This is a genomic window from Rhizobium sp. P2_G2, from assembly GCF_056403555.1.
On sequence record NZ_JBFUFF010000019.1, the window covers coordinates 1 to 17,316 of the forward strand.

18 protein-coding genes are annotated in these 17,316 nt (G+C 60.7%); 8 read left to right on the top strand and 10 right to left on the bottom strand.

All coding sequences use genetic code 11. From position 1 onward, the window contains the following. Positions 1–892 (top strand): isopenicillin N synthase family dioxygenase (locus AC1D06_RS15940; RefSeq protein WP_477986979.1); only part of this gene is annotated, 892 nt, incomplete at its 5' end. A 287-nt stretch (positions 893–1,179) separates the two neighbouring features. Then, complete coding sequence (locus AC1D06_RS15945; RefSeq protein ID WP_477874392.1) at positions 1,180–1,467, top strand: DUF1883 domain-containing protein; 288 nt, start codon at positions 1,180–1,182, stop codon at positions 1,465–1,467. A 25-nt stretch (positions 1,468–1,492) separates the two neighbouring features. Here the strand turns inward: AC1D06_RS15945 and AC1D06_RS15950 are convergent, their stop codons facing one another. Continuing rightward, positions 1,493–1,807, bottom strand: a complete 315-nt coding sequence (locus AC1D06_RS15950; RefSeq protein WP_477986980.1) for a Dabb family protein — start codon at positions 1,805–1,807, stop codon at positions 1,493–1,495. A gap of 172 nt (positions 1,808–1,979) precedes the next feature. Between AC1D06_RS15950 and AC1D06_RS15955 the strand changes: the two genes are divergently transcribed. Then, the gene (locus tag AC1D06_RS15955; protein WP_477986982.1) at positions 1,980–2,303 is read left to right on the top strand and encodes an MmcQ/YjbR family DNA-binding protein; all 324 of its coding nucleotides are present in this window, start codon (positions 1,980–1,982) and stop codon (positions 2,301–2,303) included. Between the two features lie 2 nt (positions 2,304–2,305). On the opposite strand, the gene AC1D06_RS15960 is transcribed toward AC1D06_RS15955, so the two are convergent. The 5 genes from AC1D06_RS15960 to AC1D06_RS15980 all read right to left on the bottom strand — a co-directional run bounded on the left by AC1D06_RS15960 (position 2,306) and on the right by AC1D06_RS15980 (position 6,442). Then, positions 2,306–3,358 (bottom strand): hypothetical protein, encoded by a 1,053-nt coding sequence (locus AC1D06_RS15960; protein ID WP_477986983.1) that lies wholly within the window; start codon positions 3,356–3,358, stop codon positions 2,306–2,308. Between the two features lie 29 nt (positions 3,359–3,387). Next, the gene (locus AC1D06_RS15965) at positions 3,388–4,446 is read right to left on the bottom strand and encodes a hypothetical protein (protein WP_477986984.1); all 1,059 of its coding nucleotides are present in this window, start codon (positions 4,444–4,446) and stop codon (positions 3,388–3,390) included. 222 nt (positions 4,447–4,668) lie between these two features. Next, the gene (locus AC1D06_RS15970) at positions 4,669–5,016 is read right to left on the bottom strand and encodes a DUF6717 family protein (RefSeq protein WP_477986985.1); all 348 of its coding nucleotides are present in this window, start codon (positions 5,014–5,016) and stop codon (positions 4,669–4,671) included. Positions 5,017–5,156: 140 nt separating this feature from the next. Then, on the bottom strand, positions 5,157–5,891 hold the full coding sequence (locus tag AC1D06_RS15975) for an adenylate/guanylate cyclase domain-containing protein (RefSeq protein WP_477874565.1): 735 nt from the start codon (positions 5,889–5,891) through the stop codon (positions 5,157–5,159). A 92-nt stretch (positions 5,892–5,983) separates the two neighbouring features. Then, positions 5,984–6,442, bottom strand: coding sequence for a YcgN family cysteine cluster protein (locus AC1D06_RS15980; protein WP_477986986.1), 459 nt, complete (start codon positions 6,440–6,442; stop codon positions 5,984–5,986). A gap of 148 nt (positions 6,443–6,590) precedes the next feature. Here AC1D06_RS15980 and AC1D06_RS15985 point away from each other — a divergent pair, with 148 nt between their 5' ends. Beyond that, positions 6,591–8,804, top strand: coding sequence for a transglycosylase domain-containing protein (locus tag AC1D06_RS15985; RefSeq protein WP_477986987.1), 2,214 nt, complete (start codon positions 6,591–6,593; stop codon positions 8,802–8,804). A 97-nt stretch (positions 8,805–8,901) separates the two neighbouring features. Here AC1D06_RS15985 and AC1D06_RS15990 read toward each other — a convergent pair whose 3' ends face one another. Beyond that, positions 8,902–9,285, bottom strand: coding sequence for a VOC family protein (locus tag AC1D06_RS15990; RefSeq protein ID WP_477986988.1), 384 nt, complete (start codon positions 9,283–9,285; stop codon positions 8,902–8,904). A 239-nt stretch (positions 9,286–9,524) separates the two neighbouring features. Here AC1D06_RS15990 and AC1D06_RS15995 point away from each other — a divergent pair, with 239 nt between their 5' ends. Beyond that, a complete protein-coding gene (locus AC1D06_RS15995; RefSeq protein ID WP_477986989.1) occupies positions 9,525–10,217 on the top strand; it encodes a TVP38/TMEM64 family protein in 693 nt (230 codons plus the stop codon). A 9-nt stretch (positions 10,218–10,226) separates the two neighbouring features. Here the strand turns inward: AC1D06_RS15995 and AC1D06_RS16000 are convergent, their stop codons facing one another. Beyond that, entirely contained in the window at positions 10,227–11,201 is a 975-nt protein-coding gene (locus AC1D06_RS16000) for a flagellin N-terminal helical domain-containing protein (RefSeq protein WP_477986990.1), read from the bottom strand. Between the two features lie 344 nt (positions 11,202–11,545). On the opposite strand from AC1D06_RS16000, the gene AC1D06_RS16005 reads away from it, so the two are divergent. After that, positions 11,546–12,586: a calcium-binding protein gene (locus tag AC1D06_RS16005; RefSeq protein ID WP_477986991.1), complete on the top strand. Its 1,041-nt coding sequence runs from the start codon at positions 11,546–11,548 to the stop codon at positions 12,584–12,586. Here AC1D06_RS16005 and AC1D06_RS16010 read toward each other — a convergent pair. Then, positions 12,581–13,225 carry a helix-turn-helix transcriptional regulator gene (locus AC1D06_RS16010; RefSeq protein WP_477986992.1) on the bottom strand — a complete coding sequence of 215 codons (645 nt, stop codon included), beginning with the start codon at positions 13,223–13,225 and terminating at the stop codon, positions 12,581–12,583. The two genes, AC1D06_RS16005 and AC1D06_RS16010, sit on opposite strands and share 6 nt — an antisense overlap. 267 nt (positions 13,226–13,492) lie before the next feature. On the opposite strand from AC1D06_RS16010, the gene AC1D06_RS16015 reads away from it, so the two are divergent. Continuing rightward, complete coding sequence (locus AC1D06_RS16015) at positions 13,493–14,209, top strand: AAA family ATPase (protein ID WP_477874365.1); 717 nt, start codon at positions 13,493–13,495, stop codon at positions 14,207–14,209. A gap of 60 nt (positions 14,210–14,269) precedes the next feature. Then, positions 14,270–14,938 (top strand): spermine/spermidine synthase domain-containing protein, encoded by a 669-nt coding sequence (locus AC1D06_RS16020; RefSeq protein ID WP_477874363.1) that lies wholly within the window; start codon positions 14,270–14,272, stop codon positions 14,936–14,938. 30 nt (positions 14,939–14,968) lie between these two features. Here the strand turns inward: AC1D06_RS16020 and AC1D06_RS16025 are convergent, their stop codons facing one another. Then, complete coding sequence (locus tag AC1D06_RS16025) at positions 14,969–17,026, bottom strand: calcium-binding protein (RefSeq protein WP_477986994.1); 2,058 nt, start codon at positions 17,024–17,026, stop codon at positions 14,969–14,971. Between the last annotated feature and the right edge of the window lie 290 nt (positions 17,027–17,316).

Genomic DNA, 17,316 nt, shown 5'->3' on the forward strand with positions numbered 1-17,316 from the left:
CATCTGCCGCGAATCCGGCTTTCTCGCGATCAGGCATCACGGGATACCGGGCGACGTTATCGGTGGCATCTGGTCCCAGGCGCATGCCTTCTTCGATCTTGCGGCGACAGAAAAAGACAAGGTACGCGCGCCCTATCCCGGCTATCCCTATGGCTATCTCGGACCGGGTGCCGAGGCGCTCGCCAAATCGAAAGGCGTGGATTCGCCTCCCGATCTGAAGGAAAGTTTCAATGGCGGCCCGCTTTCCGTGCCGCCGGGGCTCGTGGATCAGGAGGCGCTATCCTTCTGCTATGCGGCAACGATCTGGCCGGATCAGCCGGCCGGCTTCCGCGCAGCCTGGGAAACGTATTACACCGCAGTCACCGATCTCGCCGCGCGCATCATGCGCGTCTTCGCCGTGGCGCTGGAACTGCCGGAAGACTATTTCCAATCCTTCATCGGCCAGCCGATTTCGGCACTCCGGGCACTGAACTATCCCGAACTCGACGCGCCACCACCGGCAGGCCAATTGCGCGCCGGCGCTCATACCGACTATGGCAGTCTGACGATCCTGTTGCCGCAGCCGGGCTCCAAAGGCCTGGAGATCATGACGCCCGAAGGCGCCTGGCGCGAAGTGCCGCCGGTCGACGGCGCTTTCGTCATCAATATCGGCGACCTGATGGCGCGTTGGACCAATGACCGCTGGGTGTCGACGCTGCACCGGGTCGTAAACGTCGCGCCCGAGGACGGTGGCCTGCTGCGGCGCCAATCCCTGGCGTTCTTCCATCAGCCGGATTGGTTTGCAGATATCGAGACGCTGCCGTCGTGTCTGTCGGCGAGCGAGACGTCGAAATATGAGCCGGTTCTGTCGGGGCCGTATCTCATGGGGAAGTTCAAAAAGACGGTGATGTGAAGAGAGCGAATAGTTGGTAACCAGAGAATACAATTCGCCGTCCGCCCGCGTCTATTCTGTCGAACGATGACCAAAGCTGTTCGCTACCCGCTGTCGAACTGTTCCCCTGACCTCCCTCCCTGCTGTCGCCGTGCTGCAATCGAAAGGAAAATTTCATATTCTCATTCCTATTATAGCGCAGGGCGCCGGCCGATGCCGGCACGACAGCGACTGGGCGCGCCTTCGCCCGGATAGGGTTTGCAGCACCGATGCAGATATTGCGGTGATCTTGGAGGTGAAGCGCTGAGATGTCGAATTTCGTACACGCACACCAGAATCTCGCGAAGGGCGACGTTGTCGTCGTGCAGTGTTCGCATCAGTGCAACGTCTTTTTGCTCGACGACCAGAATTTCAATCTCTACCGTCAGCGGCAGAAATGCACGTATTATGGCGGTTTCTTCAAGGCCTTCCCGGCGAAGCTGGGCGTACCTGCCAGCGGCCATTGGAACGTGGTGATCGATCTCGCCGGCAGGCAGGCGGAGATCACGCATTCGATCAGCTATCTCAGGCAGACGGCCGCCCAGCCGGCGAAATAAAGCCAGCTGTCATTTCGCCGCGCATCTATTCCGCGAGCGGCTCCGTCACGGCAGCGACCACATCATAATCCGCCGCCATGCGCATCTCCCGCAGGGGCCGTACGATCTCGATCGAGCGCTGGTAGCTCGGATGGGCCTTATAGGCATCGAGCGCCGCTTCATTGTCGAATTCGCCATAGACGACCAGGTCGACCTGGGTGCCGAGCTGGTCGGTGCGCAAATTCTCGCCGATTTCCAGCCGGCTCGCATGCGGGATTGCCGTCAGAACCGACAGCCCCGCCCGCACCCGCTGCAGATCATCGCGATTGTGGACGGAAAAGAAGACGATATGGCGGATCATGCGGCACCTCGGACGAAACCCTTTTCGCCGCGCGTAGCATGTTGCAGCGCACATGATCAATGGCCCAAGGCCGGGGATCATCGACATGCCGCCGGGAGCCATTTCCGATCGTCGATTTCCTCTTGCAGCGTCGTTCGAGGCCACCGATAGTGCCGTCTCAGGAGAACGGCCGATGACGCATGACGAATTCGCAGCCTTGGCGCTCTCGCTCCCTGATGTCGAGGAAGGCGCCCATTTCGGCAAGCGCGATTTTCGCGCCGGCGGCAAGGTGTTTGCCAGCCTCCCCTCTCCGACCACTGCGAATATCGGGTTCACACCGGACCAGCAGCAGTTGATGCGGGAAGTGCACGGGCAGCTCTACGCGCCGCTGGCGAAATCCTGGGGTGCACGCGGCTGGACAGCGCTCGACCTGAGGCGCGCGAATACGGAGATCGTGCTCTCCGCGCTGACGATGGCACGCGACAATGTTTTGGCAAAGAAGAAGAAAAAGGCCTGAGACTACTGCTCGCCGACCAGCGGCGTCAGATCCTCGTCGTCGCGATAATAACCGGCAACCGACAGAATATGCGCGCGCACCCTGTCCGGCAGGTCACGCCCGCGGCCAGCGACACCCTGGTTGATGCGCTTGGATTTACCGGCGCTCTTGTCTTCGAGGGCCGCCGTGATCGACGCCAAGTTGCCGAAGCCGACAAAGTCGGCGATGCGGGAAGCGAGTGCTGTCTTGTCGCCAAGGAAATCCTCATCATAGGAAATCCACAGCGGCTTGATGAAGCCGACCTCGGCGCATTTTCGCCAGCTGACATAGAATTGCACCAGCCAGGGCGCGAATCGCTCTGCAAGGATCATCAGCCGGTCGGCGCGGTCGCGGCGCTCGAAATTCGACGGCATCGCGTCAGCGAAATAGCCGTGATCGACGGAGCCGGCGCGCGCGCGCCATTCCAGGACCATGTCATCGAGGCTGATCACCGTGTCGAACAGATTGCGATAGGTGACGATAGGCCGGACATTGTAGATGTTGAGCAGCTGCGCGAGGTAGGGCGAGCAGCGGCTGTGATGCTGGGCGATATAGCCGCGACCGTTGAGGCCGGCGCGGATCAGCGCCAGTTCGTCCGGCTCTTGCTCGCGCAGTGCCGAGCCGTGCAGCGCCGCCGAACCCCAGTCGAGCGTGCCGGCAAACAGGCAGGCGGTCGGCAGGCTGAGCGCGCGGGTCAGCGCCGCATGCAGGAAGGTCGAGGCCGATTTCGGCGCGCAGGCGATCAGGATATTGGGTTGCTGCGTATGCCGGATCGTCAGCTTGGCGCGCATGATATATTCGCCGAACGTGTCGACCGAGACCGAAAGTTTTTCCGCCGTGGCGTCATCGACCTTGGGCAGGAAGAACGGATTGGCAAAGGCAAGCTGCGAGGCCACGTGCAGGGCTCGTTCGGGTGGAAAGCCGCCGATGAAGGCACTGCCCTTGGCCATCATGTCGGCGTGATCGGTATTGCGCGACAGCCATTGCATGACCGGCACGATCATATTTTCCAAGTCCTCGACCGCACCTGGCTGCATCGCAATCCCCTTATTCCGCGACGAAATGCTTATTCGCCGATGATCGGCATCAGGTCCTCGTCGTCGCGATAGGCATTGGCCACCGACAGAACCATGTCGCGCACGGCATCCGGCACGTCGCGGCCACGGCCGGCGACACCCTTGTTGAGGCGCTTTTCGCTGGCGCCGGACTTGTCTTCGAAAGCGGCGGCGAGCCGCATGACCATGACCGGATCGAGGCCGAGATGATCGACAATACGCCGTGCGAGCACCACCTTGTCGCCGAGGAAATCATCCTCATAGGAGATCCAGAGCGGACGGGTGAAGCCTGCCTGCTCGCATTTACGCCAGCTAATGTAGAATTGCACGAACCAGGCGGCGTAGCGCTGAGCGAGCATCATCAACCGGTCACTGCGATCGCGAAGATGGTAATTTCCCGGCATCGCGTCGTTGAAATAGTGGCCGACCGCCTGCGCCGGCGTCTTGCGCCATTCCATCGCCATATCGTCCATGCTGACGAGAATATCGAACAGGTTGCGATAGGTGACGATCGGACGAACGTTATAGGTATTGAGGAGCCGTGCCACATAGGGCGAGCAGCGGCTATGATGCTGCGCCACGTAGCCACGCTGGTTGAGGCCATTGCGCAGCAGAGCCAGTTCCTCCGGTTCCTGTTCACGCAGGTTGCCACCGAGTGCGGAACCGGAATGGGCCGAGAAGGTGGCCGTATGCAGACCGGCTCCGGGCAGCGCCAAACCGACACGCAGCGCGTTCTGGATAAAGGTCGAGGCCGATTTCGGCATGCAGGCGACGAGGATATTGGTCTGCGGCGCGCGCGCGGCTGTCAGCTTCGCCCGCATTAGGATTTCCGCCAGGATTTCCAGATTGACGGAAAGCTCCTTGGCATTCTCGGCCGGGATATCGGCCATGAAGAAGGGATTGGCAAAGGTCAGCGCCGATGCGACCTCCAAACCGCGCTGCGGCGGAAAGCGAAAGAGGAATTCGTGGCAGAGCGCACCTAGCTCCTGGGGGTCCGAGATCAGCGATATCTTGCGCATGAACGGCCCGATTTCGCGATCCAGATCCTCTTTGCGTGCGAGATTGTCCATCTAAAGCTCCACTATCCCTTTGTCAGCGGAAAGCTATAGGTTGAAGCTTTCGTGGGACTGATGCTTGAGGCAATCTGGAGGGGGGCTCCAGGGCGATATGTCTGGGAAACACCGGGGCTTCCGGACAGAATGGCATCGGCACGGAGGCGCGAAACGAAATTGATCAGGTCTTGTTTTCGAGGGGCTCGACTCGCTGGAGATTTTCCATGCCGCGGGCAAATATCAGTCTTGCCTGGCCTTCACCTGCACGTAGATATTTGCCGGCGGCGGGTCGAAATAGCGAAGCAGCGCCGGGCAGAGCCAGCCTTCGGCATCGAGTTCGGCGGAATAATAGACATTGCCGCTGGTCTCCGGGCGCCGCCAATCCAGCTTGAATTGATGGCCGGGAAACGGCCCGGCCGAGAAGACCATCGTGAAGCCTGCCTTCGCGTTCGGGATATGGGCCACGACGCGATCGATCATCGTATCGGCGCCGCCGACGAAAGGCTCGGCCTCCAGGCCGACGCGGGGATCGTCGAAGACCCACATGCCAAGATGCCGGTAGGGTGCAATGACATTAATGGCGTTCATGGGAAACCCGCCGCGACGAAGAGTTGCAGACACCTACCAGCTCCGGGGGACCATGTCGAGACGCAGGCGGCAGGCTCCACGCCGGCCTTCGACGGGCCAATCCATCTCACTTACGCCGCGCATGGCAATGCCGGCCGTATTCATGCTGTCAGGACGCAGGCTTCGACAGGTTGTTCTATACCCTTCAAGCGAAGCGCGCGACGCGAAGCGGCGGACAGGATTTCGGGCGCCTGCCGCGCAGCCTCGCTCGATACAATGACCTCACCCGGAGACGCCTGGGATTCCAGCCGGGCAGCCAGGTTAACGGCGCCGCCAATTGCGGTGAAATCACTGTGGAAACTCGAAAATTCCCCAATCTCGACCTGACCGGTATGAACGCCGACGCCGACACCCTGAAGGTCGTCCTGCGATGTGCTTTCGAAAGCCTCGCTGCAACGCCGCTGAATGTCGAGCGCCGCCCGCACAGCCGCGGCCGCGTGGCGCTCGATGCGGATCGGGAAATTGAAGATCGCCATCAGGCCATCGCCCATCTGTTTGTTGACGATGCCGTTTTCCGCCCAGATCGCTTGCGCGCACTGGTCGTGGAAGAGATTGACGACGCGACTGACGGCCGCCGCGTCAGCCCGTTCGGAAAACCGGGTATAACCGCGAATGTCAGCAAAGAGTATGGTGGCCTCGGCGGTAATCTGCTGCTTTTTCTTCACGTAGCGGAACGACCGCTCGCAAATCGTGCAGATATTCGGATTCATCTTGCTGCGGCGGATGCCGAACGCCCGAAATGGCCACGCCAACGGCCCCTTGATGGGGATCGGCATGTGCATCTGGTCCCAGCAGCCAAGGCAGATGAGTGCATTTTCACGCGCGACGGACGACATTTTCGATCTCCCGTGACCCGGGTGAAATCCAGCCTGAAAGCCGAGTGTGTCCCTTTCGGCCGCCTTAGGCAATAGTGATTGCGATGAGCGCCTTATGCCGCTCCCTCATAAGGCCAGTCGACCTCGTAATCCTCATAGTCATCCCAGGGCACGTCTTCCTCGCTGACCGTCCGGTCGCGTACGGAAATGCCGGCCGCGTGCACGGTGTCGGGATCGCCCGAGACGAGCGGGTGCCACCAGTAGAGGTCGCGGCCCTCCTGCACCAGCCGATAGCCGCAGGTGGGCGGCAGCCAGCTCAGCCGCTCGACCTCCTCAACGGTCAGCCGGATGCAGTCCGGTACATGTTTTTGCCGGTTGGGATAGTCCGAACAACGACAGCTCTCGGGATCGAGCATCTTGCAACGGATATTGGTGAAGACGATTTCTCCGGTGTCTTCATATTCGAGCTTGTTGAGGCAGCAGCGGCCGCAGCCGTCGCACAGGCTCTCCCACTCCGCATCGTTCATCTCGCGGAGCGTCTTGGTCTTCCAGAAGGGAGGCTCTTCCTGCATTTTCTTTCCGTCGCCGGTTTGAACGGTTCAGATAGTGGAGTATGAAAGAGATTTGAAGCGGTATTCGGACGATGTGGTCGGAATTGCATATGTCGATAGCGGCGATAAGCCCCGAGATAGATAGTCGTGTGGCGGAAGGTGGTATTTCATGACCGACGCCGACCCGCATAACTCCACGCCTCCGCAAGAGCCCACCCCGGAAAAAGCCCCCAAACCACCACRCTTGAAAAAACATTTCTTCCTGCGCCTCGACGCCTGGCTCGATTCCACGCTCTGGAATGCAGGCTTTGCCTTCGTCGACGCCTGGGAAGAGATCACTATCTTCTTCCGCAAATTCCGGGTGAAGGGCTGGAAGCGGATTGTCTTTGAATTGCTCGGCGAAGGACTGACCTGGGGTTCTGTCGGCATGGTGGTGATGCTGGCGCTTGCCAAGCCGACCTTCGAGATGATCAAGGAGGATTGGCGGACCAAGCAGGATTATGCCGTTACCTTCCTCGACCGCTACGGCAATTATGTCGGCTCGCGAGGCCCAGACCATGCCGATTCCGTGCCGATCGACGACATGCCGGACTATCTGATCAAGGCGCTGATCTCCACCGAGGACCGACGCTTCTTCGACCATTTCGGCATCGACTTCCTCGGGCTGATCCGTGCGCTTTCCACCAATGCGCAGGCCGGCGGCGTGGTGCAGGGCGGCTCGACGCTGACGCAGCAGCTTGCCAAGAATCTCTTTCTCTCCAATGAGCGCTCGATCGACCGCAAGATCAAGGAAGTGTTCCTGGCGCTCTGGCTCGAGGCCAATTTCTCCAAGAAGCAGATCCTCTCCATGTATCTCGACCGCGCCTATATGGGCGGCGGCACGTTTGGCGTGGCTGCGGCGGCGCGGTTCTATTTCGGCAAGGAAGTGCCCGACCTGACACTGGCGGAATCGGCCATGCTTGCCGGCCTGTTCAAGGCGCCGACCAAATACGCGCCCCATATCAACCTGCCGGCGGCGCGGGCGCGCGCCAACGAGGTGCTGACCAACCTCGTCCAGGGCGGGCTGATGACCGAAGGCGAAGTGATCGAGGCGCGCCGGCACCCCGCCACCGTTGTCGACCGCAACCAGAGGGAATCGCCGGACTATTTCCTCGACTGGGCCTATGACGAGACGCTGAGGATCGCCAAGGCGCGGCATTTTCCCACCCACACCGTCGTCGTGCACACCACCGTCGACATGGGCATCCAGCGCGCCGCCGAAGAGGCGATCGAAACCTCGCTCCGGCAATATGGCGAGACCTTCCGCGTCAAGCAGGGCGCGGTGGTGGCGATCGAAAACGGCGGCGCCGTGCGCGCCATCGTCGGTGGCCGCGACTATGGCGAAAACCAGTTCAACCGCGCCACCAAGGCGCTACGCCAGCCCGGTTCCTCCTTCAAGATCTACACCTATTCCTTGGCGATGGAGGAAGGGCTGACGCCCGACACGCCGATCGTCGACGCGCCGATCTCCTGGGGCAATTGGAGCCCGCATAATTACGGCGACCACTATGCCGGCCGTATCGACATCAAGACGGCGCTGGCGCATTCGATCAACACCATTCCGGTGCGCCTCGCCAAGGAAAAGCTTGGGCCGCATCCGATCGACGACATCATCGCCGAAGCGAAGAAATTCGGCGTCGAAACGCCGATCCGCAAGGACGTGACCATCCCGATCGGCACATCTGAAGTCACCGTCATGGACCAGGCCACGGCCTATGCCGTCTTCCCGGCCGGCGGCGTGCAGTCGCGCCGCCACGGCATCGAAGAGATCACCGATTACGACGGCAAGGTGCTCTATAATTTCAACCGCGACGAGCCGGCGCCGAAACGGGTCCTGTCCTCGAAAGCGGAAAACTACATGCTGCAGATGCTGACGCGCGTGCCCTATGTCGGCACGGCGCGCAAGGCGGCCGTCGACGGCGTGCTGACCGGCGGCAAGACAGGCACGACACAAGCCTATCGCGACGCGTGGTTCTGCGGCTTCACCGGCAATTTCACCGCCGTTGTCTGGTTCGGCAACGACGATTATACGTCGTCCAACAACATGACGGGCGGCTCGCTGCCGGCCATGGCCTTCAAGCTGCTGATGGATTACGCCCACCAGGGCATTACGCTAAAACCCCTCCCCGGCTTCACCAATCCGGGTCCCGACGAGGACCCGAAGATTGCCGCCGAAGAGGCCAAGCGCCGTGCGGAAGAGGCCAAGAACAACCCTCAGCAGCCGGCCTTCGTCCGCCCGCGCATGCTGACGGGCGCTTCGACGAAGGTATTGGAGGAAATCGGAGAACGGCTGAAGCAGGCAACGCCACTCAAGCCGCCGGAGAAAATGGCCGAGGCGGAGTGAGGCGTGGCCTGGCGGTTGTCGCTCGCGGTATCGACGCGGAGACGATCATCGGCCTCAGTCCCTCGATCGCTGACCGCTTTGCATGGTAGGCCAGAAGTCACCGCCCGGCGGGTTGGAACAGTTCGACCAGATTGCCGGAGGGATCGACAATCAGGATTTGCGAACCGCCCGGTCCCTTGACGATATCATTGCGAAACGTCACCCCAGCGGCGCGCAGCCGCTCCACCTCAGCAGCCAGATCCTCGGCAATGAGATGAATGCGATTCCAGCCGCCGGGTCGCGGCTGCTCGCCGTCCGGCATCGGCCGACCTGCCGAACTCGCCGGTCCGCTCAGCAGCAGCCTCAACGCGCCCCGCTGCACATCCGCAAAAGCTGGTGCATAGCTCGACAAGAGCGAAAATCCAAGATGAGTCGTGTACCAGGCGACGGCGGCTTCGACGTCATCGACTATGTAGCGCACATTCACTGGATCTCCCGACATCTCTCCCTCCCATGTCAACCCGCGCGATCGATGGCGGCACGCCTCACGGCCTCAACCGTTTGCGCAACTGTAGACCAATTTCAGGTGGGGGTGGACTCGAAACGGCCGCAGCGGCCGATTGAGGTGGCCATCGTTCTGCTTCGCGCCAGCCAGGAACTTCCATATGTCGGATTGAATTTCGACACAAAGACAGCCAAAAGGCTTAAGCAAAATCGTGGCCGCGGCTCCAGGGAGCGTCGATGACAGGAAGAAGTTTGCTGGCGCTTGTGGCGATCGTCCTGATCGTGCTGGCTGCCGTGTTTCTGCATGGCGCCGTCAACCTCGATGACCTGAAGCGGAATTTTGCCATGGTTGCCGCATGGAAGGAAAGTTCGCCGGTCGAGGTGGCGCTCGGCCTGTTCCTGGGCTACGCCCTCGTCGCGGTGCTGCCGCTGCCGTTCGCCGCGATCCTGACGATTGCGGCGGGTGCGATATTCGGCGTGGTCGAGGGCACTATCCTTGTTTCCTTTTCGTCGAGTATTGCCGCGACTGGCGCCTTCCTGGCGTCGCGATATCTTTTCCGTGAGAGCGTGCAATCGCGTTTCGGTCAACGGCTGGAAGTCGTCAACCGCGGCGTTGCGCGCGATGGGATCTTCTATCTGTTCACGCTCCGGCTTATTCCGGTTTTTCCGTTTTTTCTCATCAATCTGCTGATGGGGCTCGCGCCCATCAAAGCGAGGACGTTCTACTGGGTCAGCCAGTTGGGCATGCTGCCGCTCGCAATCATCTATGTGAATGCGGGCACGCAGTTGGCGCGACTGCAACGCGTCAGCGATGTCATGTCGCCCGAGCTTCTGGCCTCGCTTGCACTGCTCGCCGTCTTTCCGTGGATGGCGAAGCTCGCGATCGAGTTCTGGCGGCGGCGTGCGGGTCGTCCGGATCCCGCGCCTTGATGCTCAAACCTACCGGAACAAGGCCAGCACATTGTCCGCATTGCCGTTGGCGATCGACAGCGCCTGAACCCCGAGTTGCTCTTGGACCTGCAATGCCTTGAGCTTGGTCGACTCCTGGTTCATGTCGGCGTCCTTCAGGCGACCGATGCCGCGGCTGGTGGCGTCGCGGAGGTCTTGCAGGAATTTGCCCTGCATGTCGATGCCTGAGGCGAGAGAGCCGAGATGGGCAGCCGCCGACTGCATCTGCTGCAGCATGAATTCGGTGCCGGTGATCATCGTGTCGATCTCCTGGTTGGTGGTCGTTGCCGACACGCCCATCTCACGCCCCGAGGGCCAGGGATCCTTGCCGAGCATGAATACCCAGTTCGGGATCGATACGTCCCAGCCGCTTGCGGCCGCCGGCTGTGTCAGGATGCCATACATGCCCGCGCTGGTATCGTCGATCAGCCGGTTCGGCGTGCCGAAGCCGCCATCGTTGAGCGTGCTGTAGGTCTGCGACATCACTTGCACGCTGCCGTCGCCGTGGCGGACGAAACCGGTGACGAGTTCGCGATCCGGCTCATTGGCGCCGTCCGCGGTCAGCAGCCAGTTCTGGCCGTTGAAATTGGCGCTTTCGGCGATCGAACGGATCTGGTTGCGCAGTTCGACCATCTCGGCATTGATCTTGTCGCGGTCGACACCGGGCTCGCGCGCCGCCACCAGTTTTTGCTTGAACTTGTCTATGACCTGGATGGCATTGTTCATGCCGGTATAGGCGACGTCGACGGTGGCCGCACCCAGATTGAGCGCATCCTGAACGGCGCCGGTGGCCTGGTCGTCGGACTTCATCGTCGTGGCGATCGACCAATAGGCGGCATTGTCGGCGGCCGTGTTGACGCGATAGCCGGTTGCGATGCGCGACTGGGTGGAGGTGAGGTTCTGGTCGATGCCGCGCAGCGTACTGAGCGCGGCAATCGCCGACCTGTTGGTGATGATACTAACCATGAAACGGAACCTACGAGATACAGATGGTTACCGGGATAGATTTCGGATTTACAGAATAGTAAGCATGGCTATTATTCGGGCGTTATCCTTAAAATAGGTTTAAATCCGGCAATTGAACTTGAAAATTAGCAAGTGTAACTATTCACCCCTACCGTAGAAGAGATCGAAATTTTGCGAAGACCGAGAGCAGGTCCGGGGGCCCGCTAGACGCAGCACAAGGCTCCGTGCCATGTCATCCGCCTTTCGCTCCTGCGTTCCGGGCGAATAAACCTAGCTTGTCGCGCGTCATCAGCCCGCGCATCGCGCCCGGGGATTGGCGTAAGAATGTAACGAGGGAAAACTTCATGGCACTGCAGATCGCCACCGGAAATCATATCCAGCAGGTCACCCTATATGAGCTCGGTTACTATGACAGCCTCTATGTGACGCAAGGGGCTGTGGTCGCCAATAGCGAGGATATCGGCGCGACCAGCGCCGTGACCGCGAATGGCAGCGACCAGTCGATCGTGGTCAATGGTGAGGTGATTGCTCACGGCCCGACGCTATGGATCAGTCAGCAACACGACACCGACGGCAACGAAAGCATCGAGATCGGTGCCACGGGCGAGGTTTACTCGCAGGCTTCTGCCGGCATCCGTGTCGAGAGCAATGCCGCCACGATCACCAACAGCGGCTCGATCGCCGGTCACGCGGGCATCTTCATCGAGTCACAGTTGGCCGGAGGGCTTTCCGAGGTGGTCAACCGCGGTACGATCGACGTGGCCAACAATCCGTTTGAAATTTCCGGTCCGGAAGCCTTCTTGCTGAACAATAAGGGACGGATCACTGGCGGTAATTCGATCTCCTTCTACGGCTTCATGGAAACTAGCGGCGTGACGATCCGCAACAGCGGCACGATGGAAGGCGCCATCATCTTCGGTGGCGCCGCCGACACCTATGATGGCCGCGGCGGCACGATCGACAGCCAGGTGCATGGATTCGGCGGTGACGATACCCTGATCGGCGGCGCGGGCACGGAGCAATTCGTCGGAGGGGTGGGACATGACGTGCTGACCGGTGGTGGCGGCGCGGACGATTTCATCTACAATATCACGCTCGACAGCACGACGGCAGCGTCCGGCGAGGACCTGATCACCGATTTCTCGCACAAGCAACACGACCAGATCGATCTCCACGGCATGGACGCCGTGACCGGGAACGTTACCAACGATGCATTCCACTTTATCGGCCAACACGCCTTCGACGGTTCGGCCGGCGAACTGCGCTACGTTTTCAAGGGCGGCCATACCTTCGTCCTCGGCGACACAGATGGCGACAAGCAAGCGGATTTCAGCATCGAACTTGCCAATCATGTGGCGCTGGCGAAAGGCGACTTCATCCTATGAAGCGCCGCGCCGGGCGACCGGCAGGCGGCTAAAGCCTTTCAGGCCCGAGAGCAGTACCCCCAGTTCGGCCTGTCGGCGTGTGCCGGTCTTTGCCATGACACGCTTGAGATATGTCCGGATGGTCTGGATCGAGAGCCCCAGCGCCTCGGCGGCCGCTTCCGCGGAGGCGCCGCTCGCGAGGTATCGGGCGAGTTTGGCTTCCGCCGGCGTCAGATCGCAGAGGCCGGAGAGCGCCCGCATGTCGACATGCCTCACCTCCCCGCCAGACGACTCCTGCACCACATAGCCTGCCGACCATTTCAGGCCATTCGGATGGAGGAAGGCATTATAGACTGGGTCGGCAGCCAGTTCCTCGGCGCTCATGATGTCGGTGTCGCGCGAAAACATGCCCGGCACTTTTTCCAGCGACCGTGCTGGCCGGACATTCTGGAAGCGGACGTCGCTGTGCGAAAAGGCTTCGAACAGTTCCTGCACATTGGGGGTCGACACCCAGCGGTGAGTCGCTTCGACGCTGAATGAGGAGACTGCGACTGAATAGACATCAACTTCCGTGGCGAGCGCGATGCAAATCTCCCGCCACAGGTCGGGGATAACGGCTGCCTCGTAGATATGATCCACAAGGGAATCAGATGTCGGCATGTTCCAAACGCAAAAATAGTATCAGCCGTGAAACTATCGTTGTATGGTTTGGGTGAGACAATGCATCCGGGGACGATAGAGTTGGAACCGGCTGCGATTATATCGCGAAGAATTCGAATTCATGTATCGCGTGCGGATTTGGCCACACGGGAATTGAAAAACAACAATTTTTCTCGCAAGCCCCGCGAAACAGTCGCAGCTTATTCTGACAAGCAGGCAGTTTTGTCCGCCATCGTGGCGGGCGCCAGACGGGGGGACTAGGACTACATGCCGGTAATCACGATTGCCAATACCAAGGGCGGGGCGGGCAAGACCACGGCGGCCGCACTGCTCGCGGTCGAGCTGGCGCAATGCGGCTACAAGGTAACGGTGTTCGACAGCGATCCCCAGGGTTGGTTCAGCCAATGGTATGATGTGGCCAGGCCGCGCGGTGCGATTTCACTGGTTACGCGCGTGACACCGGCCTCGCTCGAAACCCAGATACGGGAAATGAACCCGCAGACTGACTATTTCATCATCGATCTCGCCGGCGAGCGCAACCAGTTGACGGCGGCGGCCCTAGCCTTCTCCTCGCATGTGCTGATCCCGGTCCAGGGCGCGGGCATGGACGCCAAGGGTGCAGCCAAGATCCTCGACCTGATCACCCAGATCAAGGACGAGACCGGCTATGCGATCCCGCATTCGGTGCTGCTCTCACGCGTCAACCCAATGGTCACCACCCACTCGCTGCTCAAGGTCAAAGGCCTGCTCGCCCAGCGTGGCGTCAACACGCTCGGCACGCCGATCGTCGAGCGTGGCGCCTACCGCGAAATGTTCGACAGCGGCACGACGCTCTACGACATGGACCCGGTGAAAACCTCCAATCTCGACCGGGCGCAGGCCAATGCCCGCGAATTCGCCGCCGAAATCATGCGGCTTCTGCCGGCGCGGGTGATCTCGACGCCGCGGCGGAAAGGCCCGTTCGGCTGGGGCCGCGTGGCCTGACGCTGGCATTTTCATTGAGAAACGAATAACTACGCCTCCGACCACATCGGAGGCGTTTTCATGTTGCCCTGGATCCAGATCGACACGGCGAAAATCCCTGGCGGCGAGGAATTGCGGCTCAAGCGGCGCGGCAGGGAATGGTCGATCATGCTCGGCAGCAACGAATTGATGAACAGCCGGCTGAGTGGTTCGGAGGAGGCGCTCGCTGGGCTGTCGATCGAAAAGATCGCTGGCAGGGCAACGCAACGTATCCTGATCGGCGGGCTCGGCATGGGGTTTACACTGAGGGCAGCGCTGTCGCTCGCCGTTCCGACGACGGAGATTACCGTGGCCGAACTGGTGCCGGCCGTGGTCGCCTGGGCCAAAGGGCCGATGGCGGAACTGCATGGTGGCTCGCTCGACGATATCAGGGTGAAAATCGTCGAGGACGATGTCGCCGCGATGATCGCTGCTGCGCGGCAAGCTTATGACGCCATCCTGCTTGACGTCGACAACGGCCCCGACGGGTTGAGCCGGCCGGGCAATGACGGGCTCTATTCGTTGAAGGGGCTAACGGAGGCGCGTGCGGCGCTCGCGCCCGGCGGCGTGCTGGCGGTGTGGTCGGCGCATCCCGACCCGGCATTCACTCGCAGGCTGAGGCAGGCCGGCTTCGCGGTCGAGGAGAAGCCTGTGCGCGCCCGTGCCAAATCCGGCGCCCGGCACATGATATGGCTGGGGGTCAGGCCTTGAGAATTTTGTTGCGCTCAGTAGCGCACATGCTCAGATGTCGAAATTGCCCTTGACGATGTGGCCAAAGAATTCCGGTCCATAGGGAGTTTCGTCACCCAGTTTGGTAACGAACCAACTATTGGTGTCGTTGGTATAGGTCGTGACCTCCTGGCCGTTTTCCACCACATGGATCTTGGTGTCGGGAGCCATCAGGTAATAACCATGGTCGCTGTCGACGGTCAGTTCGTTCGTCACGATCTGCTTGATGCCGATGGGGGTGAGATCGATCGTATCGCTCGCCGAAATGTCGGCGAAGTCGAAGCGCGCCGTGATGCCCTTATGGTCGAGCACTTGCGACGGGTCGACGCCGGGAGCAATGGCGATCCTCACCGTATCTGCGCCGCCGCCGGTATCGACCACGATCGCCTGCTTGCTCAGGTGGTTGACGGTGATCGTGATCTTGTCGGCATTGTTGGTCAGGTCGAAATTCGAGAACTGATTGAGCGTCAGCGACACGTTGCCGGCGATATTGCCCGTCAGCTGCAGCTTCTCGACATTCTTGACGTTGAACGTGCCGGCCATGCCCACGACCAGCGTATCGGTGCCGCCGTTCCCGGCCTCGACGATCTGATCGGTGCCGCCACCGGCAGCCGGGCTCCCGCTGCCCGGCGACGGATCGGGCTTTTCGCTGACGAGGTAATACGTGTCGTTGCCCGTGCCGCCCGCCAGAACGTCGTGGCCGGCGCCGCCCGTCAGCTTGTCATTGYCCGCGCCGCCGTCGAGATTGTCGTTGCCGTTGCCGCCGTAGAGCGTGTCGTTGCCGCCGCCGCCGTTGATCTTGTCGTCGTCATTGCCGCCGTTCAGCGTATCGGCCCCGTCACCGCCGGTGATCTTGTCATTGCCATCGCTGCCGAAAATGCTGTCGCCATCGTCGCCGGCGACGAGCGTGTCGTTGCCGGTGCCGCCATCGAGCTTGTTGTGGCCCGGGCCGCCAAAGAGCCAGTCATTGCCGCTCTCGCCGAACAGCGTATCGTTGTCGCTGCCGCCATAGAGGCGGTCATTGCCGATGCCGCCGTGAAGCGTGTCATTGCCGGCATTGCCGACGAGCAGATCGTCGCCCTGATCGCCCCACAGAATATTCTCGGCGGAATCGCTGATCAGCATGTCGTCATCGTTCTGGTGGCCATCATAGCTGGTGCCGTCGCCATGCAGCTCCGTCACTTCGGGGATGACATAGAGGACCTCCTCGATATGCCCAGCCGTGAGGTTGAAATGCTTTTCGAGCGAGAGGATCGCCGGCTGCAGTTCGTCGGCGATATCGCCGCTGCCGAGTGCGTTGCCCGCCTTGGCGTTGCTGCTCGCATGCGGATGGGTCTGCTCGTAGAACTGGATGGCGTCGCGATGCGCCTGGTAGTCGATCGCGACCTCACGGGCTTCGTCGAAGCCGACATGCTTCGGATCGTTGTAGAGCTCGAACAGGTCGGACTGGATGTAGCGGCGCTGTGCCGTGGCCTGTCCGCCGCCGATTGATTCGGAGCCGTCATTGCTTTGGTAGCGGATGTCGTACCATGCCTCGAAACGGTCGTTGTCGACCAGCATGGCCTGCACGATGTTGCTGACGTCGATGTTCTCGAAGGCCAGTGAAAATACGACGGCCCGCTCTTCGGAATATGGGATGTTGGCATCCGAGGCAGTGAGTTCGCTCTCGAAAAAAGCGGTCGCGTCCATCCCGTCCAGCGCCGCCTGCATCTTCGCGAGCGAGGCAAATGCAAAATGGCCACCGACTTCGTGATTGGCCAGGACCTGGTCCAGCGCCTGGCGCAATGCGGCGTTGGAACTATAGGGGATACTCGGATTCACCGCGTCCCAGAGATCTGTGACCAAAGTCCTGTCGCTGCTGATGTCGACAATCTGCGAGACGATCTCCCGGAAGTCGTTGAAATCGGCATTGCCGAAATACACCAAATCCAGAAATGTGCCGATGGTCGCGTCGTCCAAGTAATTCAGGTAGGGCTGCTTTGACGCGCCCCAGACATCCGACATCACCTCGAAGCGGAAATCCCTGTATTCCTTGCCTTGATTCAGCGTGTCGTATTTGATGTTGGTCATGCCGCACTCCCCGCTCTCTGTTCCGGCCGGCGCCGGCAGGGGCGCGACGGATCTTCAGCTTTGGAACCATGCTACAGAATTGTTATGCCACCGGATAGCACCATCATGGCAAGCTCATGAAGTTTGTCGGCCACGATGAAGTAACGATGCTGAACTCTATGTGAACGGCTAAGTGCGGCGATCTATTCTCGGCCGGAACACTCATCGCTGCAAAACCCTGCGCGGCCATTCCCCCGCCCGAAAATCAATGCTAACCCTCGTCGCACAGACCAACGAGGTTACTTGCCCGA